This is a genomic window from Halocatena pleomorpha (assembly GCF_003862495.1).
GTDB lineage: Archaea > Halobacteriota > Halobacteria > Halobacteriales > Haloarculaceae > Halocatena > Halocatena pleomorpha.
In genome coordinates this window covers 143,315-161,765 of sequence record NZ_RRCH01000022.1, presented here as the reverse complement: position 1 = coordinate 161,765, position 18,451 = coordinate 143,315, and the positions used below count along the sequence as shown (strand labels likewise).

Here is an 18,451-nt window from a genome sequence, read left to right as displayed (position 1 = left end):
AGACATGTTCCAGAGAAGACACGAATAGCGATGACTCGGCTGAGGATGGGGAGCCTTTGACCGCTCCACAAGACAGCCAAGACGATGCTGCCACCTAGCAGATGACGCTTGGAACGTATGCGTCTTGAAACCTTAGGGTTGGTTCGACTGGCCCGAAATCCTATGGTGGGATTCACGCGACTTTAGGCGCGGGAGGAGGTCAATGGCTCGTATGGTTCGTCGCTGTTGCTGGCAACGCTGTGTTTCGGGACTGTTCGCGGCTCGGTGAGCGCCGCGGCGGTGGATACTCATTCGTCGCTGCTCGACGCGTCGGCTTTACCGACGGCGTTGATCCGGTCGCAAGCATGTCGATGATTTCCGATGGATTGCCGGTTCGCGCTGGCCTGCTCGGTCTTGTTGAAATCCCGGTACGGTGGATATGACAGCAGTGCGTCTCGTCCGGCTCGTAGGCTGTCTCTTCGGGCCGTGTTTCCAGTGTCTGATATCTGAACGTGTGGGCTCGTTTATCGGGTGTGATCGGCAAATCTCGATGCCTCGGTCGCCGCTGGCGCAATTGAACAAGACCAAACACGACGCCGGAACAGATTTGAGGATAGTTTCAATGCCTTCTTGGCCGCTGGCACAGTTGAAAGATCCGCTGAGGGAATCCAACAATGAGAGAAAAACTGTTTCAATGCCTTCGTCGCCGCTGGCACAGTTGAAAGCGCTTCGGCCATCTATGTTCTCTATATCCTTCCGAAGTTTCAATGCCTTCGTCGCCGCTGGCACAGTTGAAAGAGGGGGTGAAAATCCGTGGAGAACTCCAATAAAGCTTTCTCCATCGGTCTCAGCACCACCTATCTTCGTGGACCCCCCCTGTACACAGATCATAAAAAGGTCCACGAAGGGACCCAGCAACACTGTCCGGATCCGGTCAGATGAGGTCGAACTCCACACCGTCGGTGACCGCCGTGAGTACGGCGTCACACAACTGGCAGTCTGGAGCACTCACGATCTCCTCACCCTCTGTTTCGACGCCGACGCGAAGCGGGGTCTCACAGCCACACGCCGGGCATTCGTCGGTTTTCGTCCAGCAGTAGCGCAGGATCGTCTCTTCGATGTCATCGACGGCCGTTGGCCGTCTGCTTGCGGAACGTCGTTCCTCTCTGTCTGTGAGCACGTCGGTACCTTCAAGGTCGTTTGGATCAGAATCGAACATGGTCTTCTGGTCGTTATGGAGACCTTTGCCGGGTGGGATCAGCACCCGGACCCACACGATCCGTGTGGGACTGTAACGCGGTCGGCCTCCGATCACATCGTTGCCCCGTTATGATATAAAACTCTAGGCTATGGTGTCGGTCGTGTCGTTGGATTGGTCCGTGTACTCCGCGTTGGAGCGACGGCCACCAGTGGCAATGGATACGTGAGTAATCAGGTTCGCCGGGTAGGCTGTGTCGTGACCGCGTGTTGATGGGATTGGCGATCATTGTGAGTCGAAATGCCCCGCGAGAAATGCTATTGCTGGTTTCGATGCCTCCGTCGCCACTGGCACAGTTGAAAGGATTTTATAACAGTCCACGAAGAGACCAACGCCCTGACACACCAACGGACTACTACTCGTTTCGAGCCACAGAAAATGGGACCGCTGAGATTCGAACTCAGGTCCAACGCACCCCATGCGCAGAGGATACCACTACCCCACGGTCCCGCGCCGTACATGGATAAATGATCCATCGGGGATTAAGCCCTTCGCTTTGCTTCCGTTGTGGGCCAGTTTCTCCGCGCCATTCATACTGTTAGACGAGCACGCGCTCAGTGTCGACCACCGTTCCCGACCCCGCGTCGGGATCACCGACCAGCCGACCGAGACAGACAGCCGACCCGTTGGGCGTGTAGCACGCGATGAGTGCGCCCTGTTCGGCGTCCGCGGCGTCGATCACGCCGGGGGCGTACACCGGCGCGCCGTTTGCGACCTCGCGGGCGGCGTTCGGAGCAATCGTCACGCTCGGCAGGTGAGTCAACGCTCGCTCAGCGGGGGCGACGACCTCCCGTATCGGGTCCTCGTCACCGTCTTCGTAGAACGCCATCGCGTCGGTGAGATCGTGCATCGTCACCAGATCGGTGTCGTCGAACGGCACCGTCTCTGCCCGGCGAAGATCGCCCATGTGCGCGCCCGTGCCGACAGCCAACCCGAGATCGTGACAGAGCTTTCTAACGTATGTCCCGCTCTCGCACTCGACCCGAAGTAATGCGCGCCGTTCATCGCGTTCGAGCACGTCCAACCGGTGGATCGTTCTCGTTCGGAGCCGACGTTTGACAGCGCTCTTTCGCGGCGGTTTCTGAAGAATCGGGCCCTCGAACGCCGACAGCACATCAAGATCCTCGGCGTGTCCGTGGAGTTCAAGCACCGCAATGTAGGCTTTATCGCTCGCGTCGAACACCTGTGCCATCCGCGTCGCATCTCCAGTCAACACCGGCAGACAGCCCGTCACCTTCGGATCGAGCGTCCCCGCGTGGGCGGCCCGACCGACGCCCAACCGATCACGAAGCCACGCCACCACCTGATGGGCGGAGGGACCGGGCGGCTTGTCGAGGTTCACGACGCCGAACGAGAGGAGTTCGTCGACATCGCGGTTCTGGGGTGCTGTGCGCATCGGTTCAGAAATCGTACGTGACGCCCTCAATCGGGGCTTTGCCCTCGTCTCCGGCGGGACTGTACGTTTCGATGAACGTCACGATGGTCTCGACGATCCCCGATGGCTCCAGCCGTGCAGTGTTGATCGAGAGATCGTAGATCGAGCGATCTTCGATATCGATGCCGTAAATCTCCTGATACCGGAGCGCCTCGCTTTCCGCTCGGGTTTGGGTCTCGGAGCGAGCCTGTTCGACGCTCTTTCCCTCTCGGTCAGCGATCCGAGCCGCACGGACGGTGGAGGGGGCATCGAGCCACACCCGGAGGTCGGCGTGTTCTCCTGCCATCCAGCCGGCGAGTCGGGATTCGATCACGAGGGCATCGCGGTCGCGTGCGAGTTCACGGAGTCGACGATCGAGATCCCGGTCGATCTGATCGTCTTCTTCTGCGAGTTGGTTGAATTCAAGCAGACTCACCCCTCGTTCATCGGCAAGCGATCGAAAAATATCCCCACCACTTACGTGATCGTACTCAAGGGCGTCTGCGAGTGCGGTGGCAGTCGTGCTTTTACCGACACCAGCAGGGCCGGAAACCGTGATCAACATGCTCTATCTCCGGCAGTAGCCCTAAAAGAGGTTGTCTTATTAGTTCGTGGACGGTGTCATCTGGAGATCGAGACCTTTCATGATGACCTGCGTGGAACCGAACGAGCAGATCATATACCACATGATCCACGCGGGCATGATGAGGACGGTGTCGTTCCAGCCGACTTCTCCGACGAACGGCATGATCACACGAGCCGTTCCTGGCAGCGGTCCGGCTCCAGTCATCCAGCGCAGCCAGAGGAACACCGGGATCGTGAGCAGCATGACCCACACCATCGGTCGGAACTGTTCTTTGAACATTCCCAACTGATCGCCCATGGCTTCCATCTGTTCCTGTTGGAGTTGCTGGAGTGCTTCGTCGTCACCGCGTTCTCTGGCCTTCTTCTGGCGATCCTGAAGATCACGCATCTGTTGTTGATACTCCCCCATTTTCTCGGTGTCGACGAGCTTCGACCGGAGCACCGTCGAGTACAGGCCGGTGAGCACTGCCAAGAGGAGAACAATGATATAAAACGGGAGGAACTGGTAGAGCGGAGCGATCGCGGTGTGGAGCGTGGATCCGATCGTGTTAAGGACGGGTGGGAACCAGTAGCCGACCATCAGTCCGAGTGCCCCGATGCCGGCTAGCTTGTCATACGTCGTCCAACTGGATTCGTCATCGTCATCTACTTGGCCGGTAATGGACTCCGATTCCGATCCCGATTTCGCTCCACCGTTGAGCGCGGCACGTACCGTTTCGGGGTTTTGGACGGCGAACCCGTTTCCGTTGGCGCTTTGTAGCAACCCTTTTTCAATGATGCGCCCCCACTGACCGCTCGTTAACTCCCCATTGACATCAGACCACTCCACCGTACCGCCGTTCGCATCAGCCTGAGCGAGAACGGCGGAGAGTGCATCGCTCATGCTGGAATCTTCCGCGAGGAGATCGTTCACCTTCTGTTCTGCACGTGCCATTACCGGCCTTAGGATATCCCGCATTATCAACCCTGCTTTCTACGGGAGCGTGTGGCGCATCAACACGGAGGGAATTCACGTCGGCCGATGTGGGGATGAACCGTTATTCCGAGACGACCGTCTCGACCTGGCGGTGAAGGTTCTCCCAAACGTCTTCTGGTGACCCTTCGCCATCAACCTCGATCAGATCGCCTCGATCCCGATAGAACTCCACGACCGGTTCTGTGTTCTCTTCGTACACGTCGAGACGTTCGCTCACGACGGCTTCGGTGTCGTCGTCGCGTTGGGTCAATTCGGATCCACAATCGTCGCAGACGCCCTCCGTCTCGGGGGGATTGAACTCCACGTGGTACGTCTTATTACACCCCGGACAGACACGCCGGCCCGTCAACCGACGGAGTAGCTCATCGCGGTCGACGGCGAGAAACAACACGCAGTCGAGATCGGTAATGTCGTCGAGATACTCCGCTTGTGAGAGGTTTCGGGGATAGCCGTCCAGCACGAACCCTTCGGCGTTCGACACCGCCTCCGCGACGATCTCGTTGACGACCGGATCGGGAACGAGTTCGCCGGCGTCCATGAACTCTCGTGGGGTGCCGTATTCGGTCTCCATATCCTTGTTCGCGCGCAACGCGTCGCCCGTCGTGACGTGCTCAATGTCATACGCGTCGACGAGATGCTCGCTCTGTGTACCCTTACCGGCTCCCGGCGGACCCAGCAGCAGGATTCGCGGATGTTCGTCCATACATGCGATGCTGACGCGCGCGCCTAAAAGCTTGAAGAAACAGCTTTCAAACGTGTGGTACGTCAGTGGAGTATGGACGAGTCGATCGCGTCGACGATCGCCACCTACGGGTCCGTTGCCGAGCAGTACTGTGAGCGCCACGCCGATCGAACCACGATCCGGCCGCTGCTGGATCGGTTTCTCGATGCGGTTACCGGTGCCCGCGTGCTCGATGTCGGTTGTGGGCCGGGCTGGGAGACCGAGACGTTCGCACAGCGGGGCTACGATCCGATCGGTGTCGATCTCACACCGGCGTTTCTCCGACTGGCGAACGAACAGACGGCGACCGGACGGTTTGCCCGGATGGACATGCGACAGTTGGGTGTCATGGACGGCTCGATCGATGGACTGTGGGCGTGTGCGTCGTTTCTCCACATCCCACGGTCGGACGCGCCCGCGACGCTCGCGGAGTTCCACCGAGCCCTGCGATCGGGACCGCTCGCGCTGGCCGTCAAGCGAGGCGAGGGAACAATGGTTGGCACCACCTACGTGGACGACACCAGACGATTCACCCTCTACACTCGCGAGGAAATCACCGACCGCGTGACCGAAGCCGGATTCACGATCGAATACATGACTGTCGACGACAACTGGATTCAGTGCGTCGCGCTCGCCTGACTATTTCCGCCAGACGGAGGACGCCAGCTTTTCACCATGGCCACCATCGATCAGATCATGTCCAGCGAGGCACACACCGGACGCGACCGGCTCGCGCTTATCACCGAGACGATCGCGGCTCACCGCAAGCGCGACAGCGACCGCGTCGTGTTCAAAACCGACACCGCACGGGTGGAGTACGCCGATCGAACGATCACGCTCGATGTCAGCGACGGGGCACAGGACCGACTCAACGACGTGCTGGCGTCGTTTCCAGTGTTCAAGATTGAGCAACCGGCTACCCGGAAAGCACCGACAGGAACCGTTCACGTCGCTGCAATCGCGGATCCCAAACACATTGCTGACTTCATCGAACGGATCTTTCGAGAAGTGTACCAGCACGGGCCGGGGTATGAGCTTCGTGCGTAGAACGACAAGCTTTCCTCCGATTTTGTCGTAGTGTTTCCATGTATCTCATCGTCGTTGGTGCAGGGGACATCGGAACACAACTCATCGATATCGCTACCCAATCCGGTAATGAGGTCGTCGTGGTGGAACGCGATCGGAAACGGGCCGAGACCGCCGCCAACGCGTTCGACTGTCTCGTTCTCAACGACGACGCGACCGTGCAGGACACCCTGATCGATGCCGGAGTCGAGCGCGCAGACGCGGTCATTTCGACGACCGACAGGGACGCGACCAACGTCATGGTCTGTTTGCTTGCTGAGGAGTTCGACGTTCCGAACATCGTCTCGGTTGTCCACGATCCCGATCACATGAACGTCTTCGAGCGCGTCGGTGCGAACACGCTGCAAAACCCCCAACGGCTAATCGCTGAAAACCTGTTTCGGTCGGTCGAACGCCCGTCCGTGGTCGATTACATGCACGTCGGAGACACCGCCGAAGTGTTCGAGATCCGCGTCGGTGAAGAGGCGTCGGTCGCCGGCAAAACGCTGTCGACAGCAGCCAACGAAGGGATCATCCCCGACGATACGCTCGTCGTTGCGATCGAACGAGAGGACGGTGACAACCCCATCACGCCACGTGGTGATACCCACATCGAATCCGGGGATCTCGTGACCGTCTACTCCGAACGGGGTGCGACACCAGAAATCACCGACCTGTTCGGTCATTTCGGTGACCACGATCGAGCGAACAATCGGCCGTAATCACTCGCCCCGCTTCTGGCCTGCTTCCGCCCCGCCCCGGTGTCGACAACCGAGCAGGAGAAACACGAGATATTTGGTCCCGTCGGGGATACCGGGGTAATAGATGACTTCTCGGTTACGCACCGTCGTTTCAGATCTGGGCCGCATGTTACAGGCGCTGTCCGGAATGATGCTTCTTTCCGTTGTCATACCGATCGTCTGGGAAGAATATTACGTCATTCCGGGTATCTTACTTTCTGGCGGACTGTCACTCGGTGTTGGGCTGTTGTTCACTCGCGTTGGCGAGCGAGCGGAACTGGGCAAACTCCACGGGATGATGATCGCCGCGCTGGGATGGTTTCTCGTGGCGCTGTTCGGATCGGTCCCGTTTCTATCCGTTGCGTGGACGGTACAGCTCGCGCCGTCGTGGGTAGTTCCGGCAACCGTTGATACGGCGACGCTGGCAGCATTCCGGAATCCGATCAACAGCGTCTTTGAGAGTATGAGCGGATTCACAGGAACCGGACTTACCATGACTGCCCACGAGAACAAACTTCCACACACGCTCCAATGGTGGCGTTCGTTTACCGAATGGATCGGCGGTGTCGGGGTGATCGTTCTCACAACGGCGATCCTTTCCCGACCGGGCAGCGGCTCACTCACCCTCTATGAGAGTGAAGCGCGCTCGAAGAAGATCCACCCCAGCGTCGTCTCAACCGTTCGAACGATCTGGTGGATCTTCCTGTTGTTCACGTTTCTCTCGATCTCGTTGCTTTGGCTGGCTGGCATGCCCATCTGGGACGCCATCAACCACGCCATGACCGGGCTGTCGACGGGCGGGTTCTCCGTCACGGACAACAGTATCGCAACCTACCAAAGCCCCGTCATCGAATTCGCGCTCATTCCCGTCATGATCTTAGGCAGCATCGCGTTTCCGATCCACTACCTCATGTTACGGGGTGACCTACACAACGTTTATCGAGATCTCCAAACCCGGTGGGTGTTCATCTATTTCACAGTCGGAAGCGTCGGTCTTATCGGCCTGTTGCAGCAGTACGGCACGTACGATTCTCTCTTTCAGTCAGTTCGGTTCGGCCTGTTTCAGTTCGTTTCGGCGGCTTCTTGCACTGGCTTCCAGACCGCAGGGATCGGTGAGACGTGGTCACCGCTGTCCCAGTTGACCGTCGCGTTCGGGATGTTTGTCGGAGCGTCAGCAGGATCGACTGTCGGGGGAATCAAGCTCATCCGGTTGCTCACCATCGGAAAAGGGATGGCACACCGGATCAGTGATGTCTTCTATCCGTCGTCTGCAATCCGTCGATTCGAGATCGACGGCCGGATCCTCTCGGATATCGAGCTTACCCGTGAATTCGAGGAAGCAGGCATCATTACGCTCCTCTGGCTCGTCTTCCTCGCCGTCGGCATCATATCCTTGTTGTTACTCATTCCACCGGCGGAAGGATTTACCCTCGCAAACGTCGTGTTCGAGGTTGCAAGCGCTCAAGGGAACGTTGGGCTTTCGACCGGTATCACTAGTGCGACAATGCCCGTTCTGGCGAAGATCCTCCTCATCTTCAACATGTGGATCGGTCGCCTAGAGATCATTCCCGTGCTCGTGTTGCTCCGTGCCGCCCTCGTGCGGGGTGACCGACCATGAGTCAACTCCCTTCGACTGTGCCACTCGTTCGGGCGTTGTCGGGAGACGGCGACCGTGGCTACGAGTTGCTCATCCTGAGTGGTCCGGTGGTGATCGGCGTGATTGCCCTGTTAGGTCGCTCAATGGTGACGACCGCATTGGCTATGGGCTATATCCTCGCGTTTGTGCTGTATCTCGTGTGGATCGGAGTCACATCCTGAGTCGCGTTCTCGTCTCGGTATCTCTGGTGCGGTGGTAGCTCTCTCCGGTGTCGAAACCCGCATGGTCGCGCCTCGACAGGAACGGATATGGCGACGGTACGAACCGGAGCGCGGCTCCATATTGGTTTTCAGAACCTCTCGTTGGCTCATGAACGCCTTTACGGCGGCGTCGGTGTGGCGCTCGAAGAGCCACGTGTCGTCCTTACGGCCCATCGTGCCGACACCATTGACGCCGATCCAGTCGTTCAGACCGCAACGGAGCGGGCCGTGTCGTTGCTCGGTGTGTCCGGTGCTCGCGTGCGGCTACGACGCGCACTACCGCGCCACGTCGGTCTCGGCAGCGGCACGCAGCACGCTCTCGCCACGTTTGGGGCCATCGCTCGCGCGTACGAGATCGATGCTCCTGTTCGAGAGCACGCTCCAGTGCTCGGACGGGGCGGACGGAGTGGCGTCGGTGTCGGGACGTTCGAGACCGGTGGGTTCGTTGTCGACACAGGTCACCCAACCGAACTGTTCACCACCGCACCGCCCGAGCCGGGGGAGTGGACCGTTCCATCCATTCTCGCACGGTATTCCCTCCCGGAAAACTGGCGGTTCGTCCTCGTGATTCCGGCGGGGATCACGGGTGAGCACGGCGAGCGCGAGGATCGACAGATGCGATCGGTCGTTGAACGAGCCGATCCGACTATCGGAGCGGAACTCGCTGTCGTCCTCACTCACCAGTTGCTCCCCGCCGTTGCCGAGGAGAACATCGAACAGTTCGGTCGTGCAATCGACACCGTTGGACGGCTCAACGGCGCATGGTACGCCGACGAACAGGGTGGCGTGTACCGACCACCCGCCGGCGATCTCATTGAACGACTGCGCGACGCATCCGCCGTCACTGGCGTTGGACAGTCGTCGTGGGGACCCGTCGTGTATGGACTCACAGACAGTGATCGGATCGATGCGGCCCGCACGGCAGCCACTGATGCGTTGGCGGCGATCGACACCGACGGTGAGGTGCTCGTGAGCAAGCCCAGAAACCACGGCGCACGATACGAGTGACCGGCAGGGAGCCGCTTTTAGGCGTCGAGTGGATACGTTGTGTATGCAGTTCTGTGAGGAGTGCGGTTCGTTGATGCACACAGATCCAGACACTGACGACATGGTCTGTTCGAGTTGTGGCGCGCGCACCACCAAAGACGAAGAACGCGCGGCCGAATTCGTCAGCACCGAAAGCCAGACGTTCGACGACGTGATCGAAACCGAAGAGGGCGACGCCGACGAGGGCAAGCCCACCGCCGATGTCACCTGCGAGGAGTGTGGCAACGATACGGCGTGGTACACGATCAAACAGACCGGCGCTGCCGACGAGCCACCGACGCGCTTTTTCAAATGCACTGAGTGTGGCCACCGCTGGCGAGGATACAGTTGAATTCGATCGAACGCCTCTGACGAAGGACGTATGCCACCACGAACCCTGAGTCACTATCGTGATCGAACCCACCCGAATCGAAGTTCATCCTGACTGTGAGGCGGTCGTGGAGTTCGATCCGGAGCTCACGTTCGAATGCGTTCCTGACTGTACGTGGTGTTGTCACCACGGGGTGCTCCTCTACGGTGAGGATCTCCGCGAACTCGCCCAGCGAGAGCCGCTCAACGACGCCGTCAAGCAGCTCCGGAGTCGGGATTTCGTCCGGCGTGAGGAGAAAGACCGCGATGAACACGTCGACATCGACGATCGCGCCTGCTATTTCCTCCGCGACGACGGTCTCTGTGCGCTGCACGCCGAACACGACTGGAAACCGACCCGGTGTTCCGTGTTTCCGCTCGAAGTCCACGTTGAGCACGACGACATCCACGTGAGCATCCGAGAGGAAGCACACGCGCACTGTGAGGGACTGGATGTCTCTGAACGCCGTCTCGTTGATCACCTCAACGCGTTTCTTCCGCGCCTCCTCTGGGAACTCGACGACCCGACAACCAAAATCGAACTGTAACCGCACGCACGACTCGACACCGGTCGATGAAAATGACGGATCACCGGGCGAGTACTGTCCACGCGAGCACGACCGCTCCCGAGCCGAGGACTGTACTCACGACGGCGTGAACCCGGAGCCGGTCGAGTTCGGCATGAACGGCGGCGCTCTCATCGTGGCCGACCGCTTGCCCGATTTCGCTTCCAGTATCACACTGCGGCAGAAAGTCCATCGCGATGTGGAGGAAAATACCAGTGGCAATGCCGGAGATGACGGCGTTTCCTGCCATCGAAACGGGAAGATTTAGCATGGACGCAGGCAGCGCAGCCACCCCGACCGCAGCGGCCGGAACGAGCAACACGGACGGGTCGTGACCGCGACGAGAGAGACGGCGCGCAGCGGCATACCCCGCCGGTCCCTTGTGCGAAACGATACTGAGTCCGAGCAACAGGCCTAGATCCGGAAGCGCCGCGTACACGAGACCGATGATCGCTCCCCCAGCGAGAGAGTGCGCGCTGAGCTGGACGGCGACCGTGCCGAACGATTCGACGTGCGAAAGCCGGTGACCGATCGTGTGTGCCCCATATCCGAGAAGAACTCCGATAGCGATCCCGATTCCACCGGCTGTAGCGGAAAACCCGATGGCTTGAGGGATGAGAAAGATCGAAGCACTCGCTATCATCGCACCGCTGGCAAGCCCATATCCCCACACCAACTGACCTGCGTTCGTCGCCTCCGCACGCGATCCCGGAATGGCTGCCCCCGCCATCGCTGCGAACCCGATCCAAGAGATGATGAACACCTTCCACTGATCGTTTGCGATCCCGATCCCAGACAGACAGACAAGCGCGATGACCGCAACGATCCCACCCTGTGACGATCGTCTGAGCTGGTTGTCGAACTCCATCGAATCCGTGATTCCCATCTTATTAATAAAATACGCTCAAATGTTATTAATCTGGCGCTCCGATCAGTTCGATACCAGACGCTTCGCGGACAGCGAAACGGACGTCAGAAACGAGGGCCAGTTACTGGCTATCGAGGATCGTATCCGCGAGCATCGGGACGAAGGTGCCGATATCAGTGACCATCCCGACGGCTTGAGCGCTGCCCCGATCCAACAGTTGGGTGACGGTCGCGGGATTGATATCGACACAGACGACGCGGGTTGTCGATGGAAGGCAGTTACCGACGGCAACGGAGTGGAGCAGCGTCGAGAGCATGAGAACCATGTCGGCTTCGTGTGCCTGTTCGCGGATGGCGTTCTGGGCTTCGATAGTATCGGTGATCGTGTCGGGGAGTGGTCCGTCGTCTCGGATCGATCCCGCAAGAACGAAGGGAACGTCGTTGGCCACGCATTCGTACATTACGCCGGAGGTGATGAGATCGTCTTCGACGGCGTTCTCGATGCTGCCCGCGCGGATCACTTCGCTCAGCGCGTAGATGTGGTGTTTGTGTCCTCGGCGTGGGTGATCGAGCGTCTCGGTGTTCATACCCAGCGAGGTACCGTACAGATCCCGCTCGATGTCGTGGACGGCAAACCCGTTACCGGCTGACAACATGTCGATGTATCCCTCTCGAACGAGTCGGGCGAGGTCCTCGCGTGCCCCAGAATGGATGAGTGCTGGACCACACACCGCGAGTATGGACCCGTCCTCAGCCTTCGTCTGTGTGATCGCCTCCGCGATCTTCTCGATCGTTGATTCGGACGGACGCTCACTCGAAACGCCGCCCTGCATGAACCCGAACGCTCCTGAACGCTCACGGGGACGTTCAGGTGGACGGACCCGGATCCCCCGCTCACCAGTGACGACGAGATCATCCTCCTCGATGGCGTTTAACACCTTCGCCTGAGCGTGGGCTGGCTGACCGTTGCCGTTTCGCTCGACGACGACTGCACAGTCCATCTCGATCTGTTCGACAGACAACCAATCCCCTTCGATCTTGATGTCCGTGGGGTGGTTGGTCGTCGAATAAAATCCGGGCGGGACGACGTGATCGGCTGGCGCGGGTTCGACCGTTGCGTCCCGTGGATCGGTGGGGGTTGCACCGTTCTGATGGAGTTCGTGAATGATCGTTTGAAGGTCGTCGTCGGTGTCGGCGCTCACGACCAGTCGGGCGTAGGACTCTTGCGTTTTCGACCGTCCGATATCGAACTCCTCGACTTCGAACGATCCGCCTAAATCCATTATCACGCCGAAACACGACTGCAACATCCCCGAGTCAATGATGTGACCCGCTAGTTCGACCGAGCGAGAGACTGTCATACCTCCCGATTGACGAGGCGGCCAATATCGGTTGCGTCTCGGGTCGTGTCAAGCGTAGTGGATCTGTCCGTCGGCTAGGGTGTCACACGTCTACGCGTCGATCCACAGTCCACCGGCATGTGCTCTTCTGGACGAGGCGGTCGTAGATCGCTCGGAGTCCAGCCGGCGTCGTGTCAGGGAGAACGTGGAGTCTGACTGCGCCGTCACGGATCGACACGCGGAACGTGTCGCTGGTCTCCTCGTCGTGGACGAGGAACACCGCTATCGGGAGATCGAACCAGTCACCGTATCGATACGGACCGGTGTCGAGTACGTCGGTGAGCAACGGCTCTAGCCGTCCGGCTCGTCCGTCCATCGGTGTGAGCATGAACGCAACGTCGCCCTCATAGTACACCGTTCGGTTGGTGTACCGCCGCTCGGGATGAGCTGGAATCTCGAACATCGGATCGTCAGCCACGAATAGGCGTTGTTCGCCACACAATTTAAATTATTGCATATTCGTTGATGTATTATTTTCTCAGCCATAGATATTCGATACATCGTGGTGGCTTTATGCCGTGCGGCGGTTTATCAAGCGTATGTGTGGTCGATACAGCCTGTTCGTCGATCCAGAGACGATCGAGGAACGATTCGGTGCGCGGGTGGCATTTGATTTCGAGCCGCGATACAACGCCGCTCCCGGACAGCAGCTTCCGATCGTCCGCGATGACACCCGTACGTCGGTCACGCGAGCACAATGGGGATTAGTGCCCTCGTGGGCGGACGAACCGAGCACGGAGTTGATCAACGCCCGGTCCGAGACGGTCACCCAAACGCAAGCGTTTCAGGACGCGTACTGGAACCGTCGGTGTCTCGTCCCGATCGACGGGTTTTATGAGTGGGTCGACACGAACGATGGGCAAAAACAGCCCCACCGGATCACGAGCACGGACGATCGACCGTTTGCGCTGGCGGGCCTGTGGGAGACGTGGAATCCTCCCAATTCCCAAGCGGCGTTGGGCGACTTTTCGAACGGTGGCGATGGGGTGGACGCCTCAGAGCCGCTGGTGTCGTTTACCGTCTTGACACGGGAACCGAACGACACCGTGAGTGAATACCACGATCGGATGCCGGTCATCCTCTCCGAACGCGAAGAGACGGGATGGTTGGACGGCGTCGGAATCGATGCGCTCGATCCGACGCCCGAGGACGCGCTCCGGGGCTACCCGGTGTCGTCGGCCGTGAACAATCCCTCGAACGATTCTCCGGTCGTCGTCGAACCGATCGAGCTTTCTGGTTCGTAGCTGTGTTCCGGTGGGAAGTGCTGGCTTTCTTCGGTACCAGTAGTAGGCCAGACGGTAAAACTGCTCGATATAGCGACATCCTGTTTATGACACGTGTTTTTCGACTGTTCAGGAACCGACTCAATCGCGACTCCGTACCCCCAAGCGCGCATGTTGCTGCTACCGTCGCAGAAAACCCGACGAACAGTCCCACCGATCCGAGTTGCACCATAGCGAGCAACAGGACCTACTGTTTATGCGATCGGTCGCAGTCGATCGTTTTCCCGGTGTTTCGTTCCATTAGTATATGTTCTTTCAATACATACACCAACTATGTCGTGGTCATTACGGTGGCTCGCGCTCGAAGTCAAGCGTCTCGACCGATCAGCGGCGTTCTACCAGCGTTATCTAGATCTTCCCGTTCACAGCGAACACGAGGATGAGATCATTCTCGGGGCAGGAACGACCGATCTCGTTTTTCGACGGCCAACAGACATCCCCAGAGGCGGACTGCACACGCATTTCGCCGTCTCAACGCCGGCCACCGAGTACAACGACTGGTGGGAGCGGCTCTCTGCACAGTTCGATCTCACAGAAGCCGAATTCCCGACCGGGAAGTCGTTGTACTTCTATGATCCTGATGGAAACTGCGTTGAAATCGGACAATCGACCGACGACACCGGTGACGGGATCACCGGTGTGTTCGAGATTGTGCTAGAAGTCGAAGAGCTAGATCGCGCTGAATCCTTTTATGAAGCAATCGGATTTACAGTCGTCGACCGCGGGGACGATCGACAGCGGACCCGTCTTTCCGTGGGGACGTTCGATATCGAACTCTGGGAGCCACAACTCGGGATCGCTGACGCACGCGGAGGCGTCCACGTGGATTTCGGGATCGAAAGCGACGACCAGTCACCGACGGCGGTGCTCAACCGAGTGGATTCCGTTGTCGACACTGAACAACTTGAGAACGGCGTTCGCGTGACTGACCCGGACGGACACCGCCTCACACTCCTGTGAGCTACCGATTGAAACGAGAGGACCATCTCCACTGAGAGCCGAGGGATTGGGTGAAGAAAGCGGAAGCGTCACACCGAGGGGACGCAGGCGACGCGACTCACAGCCGGTCAGTGTCTACATGAATCCCCGGCGGAGTGATGATGAGAAACTCGCGGAAATGGACGAGATGACCACCCATGTCTTTGATCGTGCGAGCGAAATCGGCAGCGAGTTCGTTTAGATCGCCATCGATGGCGAGGATGAGAACGTATCCGTCCCGAACGGAACCGATCCACTCGCTCGGCGGAGTTGTTCCATCGAGTATTCCGAGAATGATCCGCTTTTCGGCGTTCTCATCATCCAACTGATCCTCAGCGGCCAACAGATCGAGATCAAATGTGTCCATACCCATCGCTCACGATTCCGAGGTAAAAAACACACCCCCTTGTTCACCGGCCAGCGCAACGCACGGGTCACGCAGATTGAGTGCTCCCGACAGGAAATCCTCGATCTCATACCGGTGGTTGAATAATAAACAAGCAATGCCCCGGAGTGCTTAGTTGCTCAACTACAGGATATACCCTTATACTCCTTTGATGTGTTAGTAGAGAGTTCGTTACGGACCAGGTACTCTCTGATCTGACATGAAAGAGCCAGCCTACGATCCGACCGAGGAACGCCCGTATGAGTGCTTCGAGTGTGGAAACATCGTCACGTCGATCGCTCATCCCGGTTTATGTCCGGACTGCGGCGGGCAGTTGCGGAATCGCCGGTATCCGATCGAGTAACCATGAGTTCCCACCAGATCACGGGAGACAGTGACGACACTCCACCGGCAAACAGTACTGAATCGGCGCTTCAGACGGCACGCCGCCAACTTCGCCACGCAGCTGAACAGCTTGCGATCGATCCGAACATTGTTCGGCGGTTACGACACCCGGCGAAAGTCCACGAAGTGACACTCCCAATCGAACGGGACGATGGGACAGTCGAGGTTTTCACCGGGTATCGTGCCCAGCACGATAGCGTCAGGGGACCGTACAAAGGTGGACTGCGGTACCATCCCGACGTGAGCAGAGACGAATGCGTCGGGCTTTCCATGTGGATGACGTGGAAATGTGCGGTTATGGATCTCCCGTTCGGTGGTGCCAAAGGGGGCGTTGCAGTCAATCCCAAGGAGTTGAGCGCGAACGAAAAGGAGCGGCTGACGCGTCGGTTCACGCAGGAGATGCGCGACGTGATCGGGCCGATGCAGGACATTCCAGCCCCTGATATGGGGACAGATCCCCAAACCATGGCGTGGCTGATGGACGCGTATTCGATGCAGGAAGGCGAAACGATACCGGGTGTCGTCACCGGGAAGCCACCGGTTATCGGTGGAAGTCAGGGCCGGCAGGAAGCCCCCGGCCGCAGTGTCGCCGTCATTGCCCAAGCCGTCTGTGAGTATTACGATCGTGTACTCGAAGACACGGCGGTCGCGATTCAGGGATACGGTAGCGTCGGTGCGAACGCAGCCCGGTTACTCGATGACCGGGGAGCGAACATTGTCGCTGTCAGCGATGTGAACGGAGCGATGTACGATCCGACTGGGATCGATACGCATTCAGTTCCATCCCACGACGAAGAACCGGAAGCCGTCACGAGATATGCTGACGAGACGATCACGAACGAAGAGCTTCTCACACTCGACGTGGATGTGCTCATCCCTGCAGCACTGGGCAACGTCATCACGGAAACGAACGCGAACGCCGTTCGTGCGGACATCGTAGTGGAGGGAGCAAACGGTCCAACGACCTCAACTGCTGATTCAATTCTCAACGAGCGTGATATTCCGGTAATCCCGGATATTCTCGCGAACGCAGGCGGTGTTACCGTGAGCTACTTCGAATGGCTGCAAGACATCAACCGCCAATCATGGGCCCGCAAACGGGTCAACGAGGAACTCGAACGGGAGATGCAAACTGCGTGGACGGCCGTCCGTGACGAATTCGAGTCTCGATCTGTTTCGTGGCGGGACGCCGCATACATCGTAGCCCTCTCACGGATTGCGGAGGCGCACAACGTGCGCGGACTGTGGCCGTAGCTCGCTGTTACAGTTTTCGTTCCACCCCCTACGGGAGAGTCCAACATCAAGCAGGGATCACTTCTCTTCGACCTCTAGGACCTTACCTGCGGCGATGGTCTGACCCATGTCGCGGACAGCGAAGCTCCCGAGTTCGGGGATCTCTGAGGACGGTTCGAGTGACAGTGGTTTTTGTGGACGAAGCGTTACGACCGCTGCGTCCCCACTTTGAATGTAATCTGGGGCGTCTTCTTGGACGTCACCGCTCGCCGGATCGAGTTTCGTGTCGAGCGATTCGAACGTACACGCGACCTGTGCCGTGTGGGCGTGGATAACCGGTGTGTATCCAGGCGTGATCACGCTGGGGTGTTGCATGACGACGACCTGTGCCTGGAAGGTGTCAGCGACGGATGGAGGATCGTCGGCTGGGCCACAAACGTCGCCGCGGCGGATGTCGTCTTTGCCGATGCCCCGAACGTTGAACCCGACGTTGTCGCCAGGTTCGGCCCTGGGCACCTCTTCGTGGTGCATTTCGACGGTTTTTACCTCACCACCTGCGTCGCTGGGCTGGAACGTGACGTTCGTGTCAGGTTCGAGAACACCGGTTTCGACGCGGCCGACCGGCACCGTTCCGATCCCCGAAATCGTGTACACGTCCTGTACGGGGAGCCGAAGCGGGGCGTCCGTCGGCGGTTCGACTTCCGGTAGGTCGTTGAGCGCCTCCAGAATCGTCTGTCCGTCGTACCACGGGGTGTTGTCCGACAGTTCCGCCACGTTGTCACCCTCGAACGCGGAAATCGGAATAAAACTCGTATCAGCAGCGGCGAACTGGACCTGTTCGAGGAGCTGTTTTACCTCTTCGATCACGGTTTGGTACCGGGATTCCTCATAATCCACGAGGTCCATTTTGTTGATGGCGATGACGAGTTCGCCAATACCGAGTGTCCGTGAGAGGAAGACGTGCTCTTGTGTCTGTGGCTGAACACCGTCGTCAGCGGCGACGACGAGCACGGCGTTGTCGGCTTGGCTCGCGCCCGTGATCATGTTCTTCACGAAATCCCGGTGACCCGGCGTGTCCACGATCGTGAAGTAGTACTCGTCCGTGTCGAACTCCTGGTGAGCGATGTCGATCGTCAGTCCTCGCTCGCGCTCTTCGGCAAGGTTGTCCATCACGTACGCAAATTCGAAGCCACCTTTGCCTTTCTCCTCTGCCTCGTCCCGATACTGTTCGATCACGTGTTCGGGAACACTCCCTGTCTCGAACAGCAACCGACCGACGAGCGTGCTTTTGCCGTGGTCGACGTGACCGATGATCGCTAAGTTCTGGTGTGGTTTGTCTGCCAT

At 58.8% G+C, this 18,451-nt stretch carries 23 protein-coding genes and 1 tRNA gene; 13 read left to right on the top strand and 11 right to left on the bottom strand.

Annotated features, from left to right (window positions below; genetic code table 11):
- Positions 1–239: 239 nt before the first annotated feature.
- On the top strand, positions 240–422 hold the full coding sequence (locus EIK79_RS10735) for a hypothetical protein (RefSeq protein ID WP_124955119.1): 183 nt from the start codon (positions 240–242) through the stop codon (positions 420–422).
- 491 nt (positions 423–913) lie between these two features.
- Here EIK79_RS10735 and EIK79_RS10730 read toward each other — a convergent pair whose 3' ends face one another.
- From EIK79_RS10730 to EIK79_RS10705, 6 genes are all read right to left on the bottom strand, one after another.
- Positions 914–1,198: a hypothetical protein gene (locus EIK79_RS10730; protein WP_124955118.1), complete on the bottom strand. Its 285-nt coding sequence runs from the start codon at positions 1,196–1,198 to the stop codon at positions 914–916.
- Between the two features lie 418 nt (positions 1,199–1,616).
- Positions 1,617–1,687, bottom strand: a tRNA-Pro gene (locus tag EIK79_RS10725).
- Positions 1,688–1,775: 88 nt separating this feature from the next.
- Complete coding sequence (locus tag EIK79_RS10720; RefSeq protein ID WP_124955117.1) at positions 1,776–2,633, bottom strand: RNA-guided pseudouridylation complex pseudouridine synthase subunit Cbf5; 858 nt, start codon at positions 2,631–2,633, stop codon at positions 1,776–1,778.
- Between the two features lie 4 nt (positions 2,634–2,637).
- Positions 2,638–3,216: a (d)CMP kinase gene (gene cmk / locus EIK79_RS10715; RefSeq protein WP_124955116.1), complete on the bottom strand. Its 579-nt coding sequence runs from the start codon at positions 3,214–3,216 to the stop codon at positions 2,638–2,640.
- Between the two features lie 39 nt (positions 3,217–3,255).
- Positions 3,256–4,170 carry a DUF106 domain-containing protein gene (locus tag EIK79_RS10710; protein WP_124955115.1) on the bottom strand — a complete coding sequence of 305 codons (915 nt, stop codon included), beginning with the start codon at positions 4,168–4,170 and terminating at the stop codon, positions 3,256–3,258.
- A gap of 103 nt (positions 4,171–4,273) precedes the next feature.
- Positions 4,274–4,915 carry an adenylate kinase gene (locus EIK79_RS10705; protein WP_124955114.1) on the bottom strand — a complete coding sequence of 214 codons (642 nt, stop codon included), beginning with the start codon at positions 4,913–4,915 and terminating at the stop codon, positions 4,274–4,276.
- Between the two features lie 72 nt (positions 4,916–4,987).
- Here EIK79_RS10705 and EIK79_RS10700 point away from each other — a divergent pair, with 72 nt between their 5' ends.
- From EIK79_RS10700 to EIK79_RS10665, 8 genes are all read left to right on the top strand, one after another.
- Positions 4,988–5,572, top strand: a complete 585-nt coding sequence (locus tag EIK79_RS10700; protein ID WP_124955113.1) for a class I SAM-dependent methyltransferase — start codon at positions 4,988–4,990, stop codon at positions 5,570–5,572.
- Positions 5,573–5,608: 36 nt separating this feature from the next.
- Complete coding sequence (locus EIK79_RS10695) at positions 5,609–5,980, top strand: hypothetical protein (RefSeq protein WP_124955112.1); 372 nt, start codon at positions 5,609–5,611, stop codon at positions 5,978–5,980.
- A 38-nt stretch (positions 5,981–6,018) separates the two neighbouring features.
- Positions 6,019–6,720 carry a potassium channel family protein gene (locus tag EIK79_RS10690; protein WP_124955111.1) on the top strand — a complete coding sequence of 234 codons (702 nt, stop codon included), beginning with the start codon at positions 6,019–6,021 and terminating at the stop codon, positions 6,718–6,720.
- 103 nt (positions 6,721–6,823) lie between these two features.
- On the top strand, positions 6,824–8,356 hold the full coding sequence (locus EIK79_RS10685) for a TrkH family potassium uptake protein (protein WP_124955110.1): 1,533 nt from the start codon (positions 6,824–6,826) through the stop codon (positions 8,354–8,356).
- A complete protein-coding gene (locus EIK79_RS10680) occupies positions 8,353–8,556 on the top strand; it encodes a hypothetical protein (protein WP_124955109.1) in 204 nt (67 codons plus the stop codon). Before EIK79_RS10685 ends, EIK79_RS10680 begins: the two co-directional genes overlap by 4 nt.
- Positions 8,557–8,643: 87 nt before the next feature.
- Entirely contained in the window at positions 8,644–9,603 is a 960-nt protein-coding gene (locus EIK79_RS10675) for a beta-ribofuranosylaminobenzene 5'-phosphate synthase family protein (RefSeq protein ID WP_124955108.1), read from the top strand.
- Positions 9,604–9,646: 43 nt separating this feature from the next.
- Positions 9,647–9,973: a transcription factor S gene (locus EIK79_RS10670; RefSeq protein WP_124955107.1), complete on the top strand. Its 327-nt coding sequence runs from the start codon at positions 9,647–9,649 to the stop codon at positions 9,971–9,973.
- Positions 9,974–10,028: 55 nt separating this feature from the next.
- Positions 10,029–10,538, top strand: coding sequence for a hypothetical protein (locus EIK79_RS10665; protein ID WP_124955106.1), 510 nt, complete (start codon positions 10,029–10,031; stop codon positions 10,536–10,538).
- A 40-nt stretch (positions 10,539–10,578) separates the two neighbouring features.
- Here the strand turns inward: EIK79_RS10665 and EIK79_RS10660 are convergent, their stop codons facing one another.
- The 3 genes from EIK79_RS10660 to EIK79_RS10650 all read right to left on the bottom strand — a co-directional run bounded on the left by EIK79_RS10660 (position 10,579) and on the right by EIK79_RS10650 (position 13,241).
- Positions 10,579–11,442: a ZIP family metal transporter gene (locus tag EIK79_RS10660; RefSeq protein ID WP_124955105.1), complete on the bottom strand. Its 864-nt coding sequence runs from the start codon at positions 11,440–11,442 to the stop codon at positions 10,579–10,581.
- A 103-nt stretch (positions 11,443–11,545) separates the two neighbouring features.
- Positions 11,546–12,784, bottom strand: a complete 1,239-nt coding sequence (locus EIK79_RS10655) for an ornithine cyclodeaminase (RefSeq protein ID WP_124955104.1) — start codon at positions 12,782–12,784, stop codon at positions 11,546–11,548.
- Positions 12,785–12,866: 82 nt separating this feature from the next.
- Entirely contained in the window at positions 12,867–13,241 is a 375-nt protein-coding gene (locus EIK79_RS10650) for a hypothetical protein (RefSeq protein ID WP_124955103.1), read from the bottom strand.
- A gap of 121 nt (positions 13,242–13,362) precedes the next feature.
- On the opposite strand from EIK79_RS10650, the gene EIK79_RS10645 reads away from it, so the two are divergent.
- A complete protein-coding gene (locus tag EIK79_RS10645; protein WP_124955102.1) occupies positions 13,363–14,067 on the top strand; it encodes an SOS response-associated peptidase in 705 nt (234 codons plus the stop codon).
- A gap of 312 nt (positions 14,068–14,379) precedes the next feature.
- Positions 14,380–15,066: a VOC family protein gene (locus tag EIK79_RS10640; protein ID WP_124955101.1), complete on the top strand. Its 687-nt coding sequence runs from the start codon at positions 14,380–14,382 to the stop codon at positions 15,064–15,066.
- A gap of 97 nt (positions 15,067–15,163) precedes the next feature.
- Here the strand turns inward: EIK79_RS10640 and EIK79_RS10635 are convergent, their stop codons facing one another.
- Entirely contained in the window at positions 15,164–15,451 is a 288-nt protein-coding gene (locus tag EIK79_RS10635) for a DUF5779 family protein (protein WP_124955100.1), read from the bottom strand.
- A 238-nt stretch (positions 15,452–15,689) separates the two neighbouring features.
- On the opposite strand from EIK79_RS10635, the gene EIK79_RS10630 reads away from it, so the two are divergent.
- Together EIK79_RS10630 and gdhB are read left to right on the top strand one after the other, a co-directional pair.
- The gene (locus EIK79_RS10630; RefSeq protein ID WP_124955099.1) at positions 15,690–15,833 is read left to right on the top strand and encodes a rubrerythrin-like domain-containing protein; all 144 of its coding nucleotides are present in this window, start codon (positions 15,690–15,692) and stop codon (positions 15,831–15,833) included.
- Between the two features lie 2 nt (positions 15,834–15,835).
- Positions 15,836–17,128 carry a glutamate dehydrogenase GdhB gene (gene gdhB, locus EIK79_RS10625; protein ID WP_124955098.1) on the top strand — a complete coding sequence of 431 codons (1,293 nt, stop codon included), beginning with the start codon at positions 15,836–15,838 and terminating at the stop codon, positions 17,126–17,128.
- A gap of 57 nt (positions 17,129–17,185) precedes the next feature.
- Here gdhB and tuf read toward each other — a convergent pair whose 3' ends face one another.
- Positions 17,186–18,451: a translation elongation factor EF-1 subunit alpha gene (gene tuf / locus EIK79_RS10620; RefSeq protein ID WP_124955097.1), complete on the bottom strand. Its 1,266-nt coding sequence runs from the start codon at positions 18,449–18,451 to the stop codon at positions 17,186–17,188.

Bases quoted from the DNA above. Each gene is read 5' to 3' on its own strand.
- EIK79_RS10730 (WP_124955118.1), bottom strand. From the start codon at position 1,198: ATGTTCGATTCTGATCCAAACGACCTTGAAGGTACCGACGTGCTCACA.
- EIK79_RS10720 (WP_124955117.1), bottom strand. From the start codon at position 2,633: ATGCGCACAGCACCCCAGAACCGCGATGTCGACGAACTCCTCTCGTTC.
- cmk (WP_124955116.1), bottom strand. From the start codon at position 3,216: ATGTTGATCACGGTTTCCGGCCCTGCTGGTGTCGGTAAAAGCACGACT.
- EIK79_RS10710 (WP_124955115.1), bottom strand. From the start codon at position 4,170: ATGGCACGTGCAGAACAGAAGGTGAACGATCTCCTCGCGGAAGATTCC.
- EIK79_RS10705 (WP_124955114.1), bottom strand. From the start codon at position 4,915: ATGGACGAACATCCGCGAATCCTGCTGCTGGGTCCGCCGGGAGCCGGT.
- EIK79_RS10700 (WP_124955113.1), top strand. From the start codon at position 4,988: ATGGACGAGTCGATCGCGTCGACGATCGCCACCTACGGGTCCGTTGCC.
- EIK79_RS10695 (WP_124955112.1), top strand. From the start codon at position 5,609: ATGGCCACCATCGATCAGATCATGTCCAGCGAGGCACACACCGGACGC.
- EIK79_RS10690 (WP_124955111.1), top strand. From the start codon at position 6,019: ATGTATCTCATCGTCGTTGGTGCAGGGGACATCGGAACACAACTCATC.
- EIK79_RS10685 (WP_124955110.1), top strand. From the start codon at position 6,824: ATGACTTCTCGGTTACGCACCGTCGTTTCAGATCTGGGCCGCATGTTA.
- EIK79_RS10680 (WP_124955109.1), top strand. From the start codon at position 8,353: ATGAGTCAACTCCCTTCGACTGTGCCACTCGTTCGGGCGTTGTCGGGA.
- EIK79_RS10675 (WP_124955108.1), top strand. From the start codon at position 8,644: ATGGCGACGGTACGAACCGGAGCGCGGCTCCATATTGGTTTTCAGAAC.
- EIK79_RS10670 (WP_124955107.1), top strand. From the start codon at position 9,647: ATGCAGTTCTGTGAGGAGTGCGGTTCGTTGATGCACACAGATCCAGAC.
- EIK79_RS10660 (WP_124955105.1), bottom strand. From the start codon at position 11,442: ATGGGAATCACGGATTCGATGGAGTTCGACAACCAGCTCAGACGATCG.
- EIK79_RS10655 (WP_124955104.1), bottom strand. From the start codon at position 12,784: ATGACAGTCTCTCGCTCGGTCGAACTAGCGGGTCACATCATTGACTCG.
- EIK79_RS10645 (WP_124955102.1), top strand. From the start codon at position 13,363: ATGTGTGGTCGATACAGCCTGTTCGTCGATCCAGAGACGATCGAGGAA.
- EIK79_RS10640 (WP_124955101.1), top strand. From the start codon at position 14,380: ATGTCGTGGTCATTACGGTGGCTCGCGCTCGAAGTCAAGCGTCTCGAC.
- EIK79_RS10635 (WP_124955100.1), bottom strand. From the start codon at position 15,451: ATGGACACATTTGATCTCGATCTGTTGGCCGCTGAGGATCAGTTGGAT.
- EIK79_RS10630 (WP_124955099.1), top strand. From the start codon at position 15,690: ATGAAAGAGCCAGCCTACGATCCGACCGAGGAACGCCCGTATGAGTGC.
- gdhB (WP_124955098.1), top strand. From the start codon at position 15,836: ATGAGTTCCCACCAGATCACGGGAGACAGTGACGACACTCCACCGGCA.
- tuf (WP_124955097.1), bottom strand. From the start codon at position 18,451: ATGGCAGACAAACCACACCAGAACTTAGCGATCATCGGTCACGTCGAC.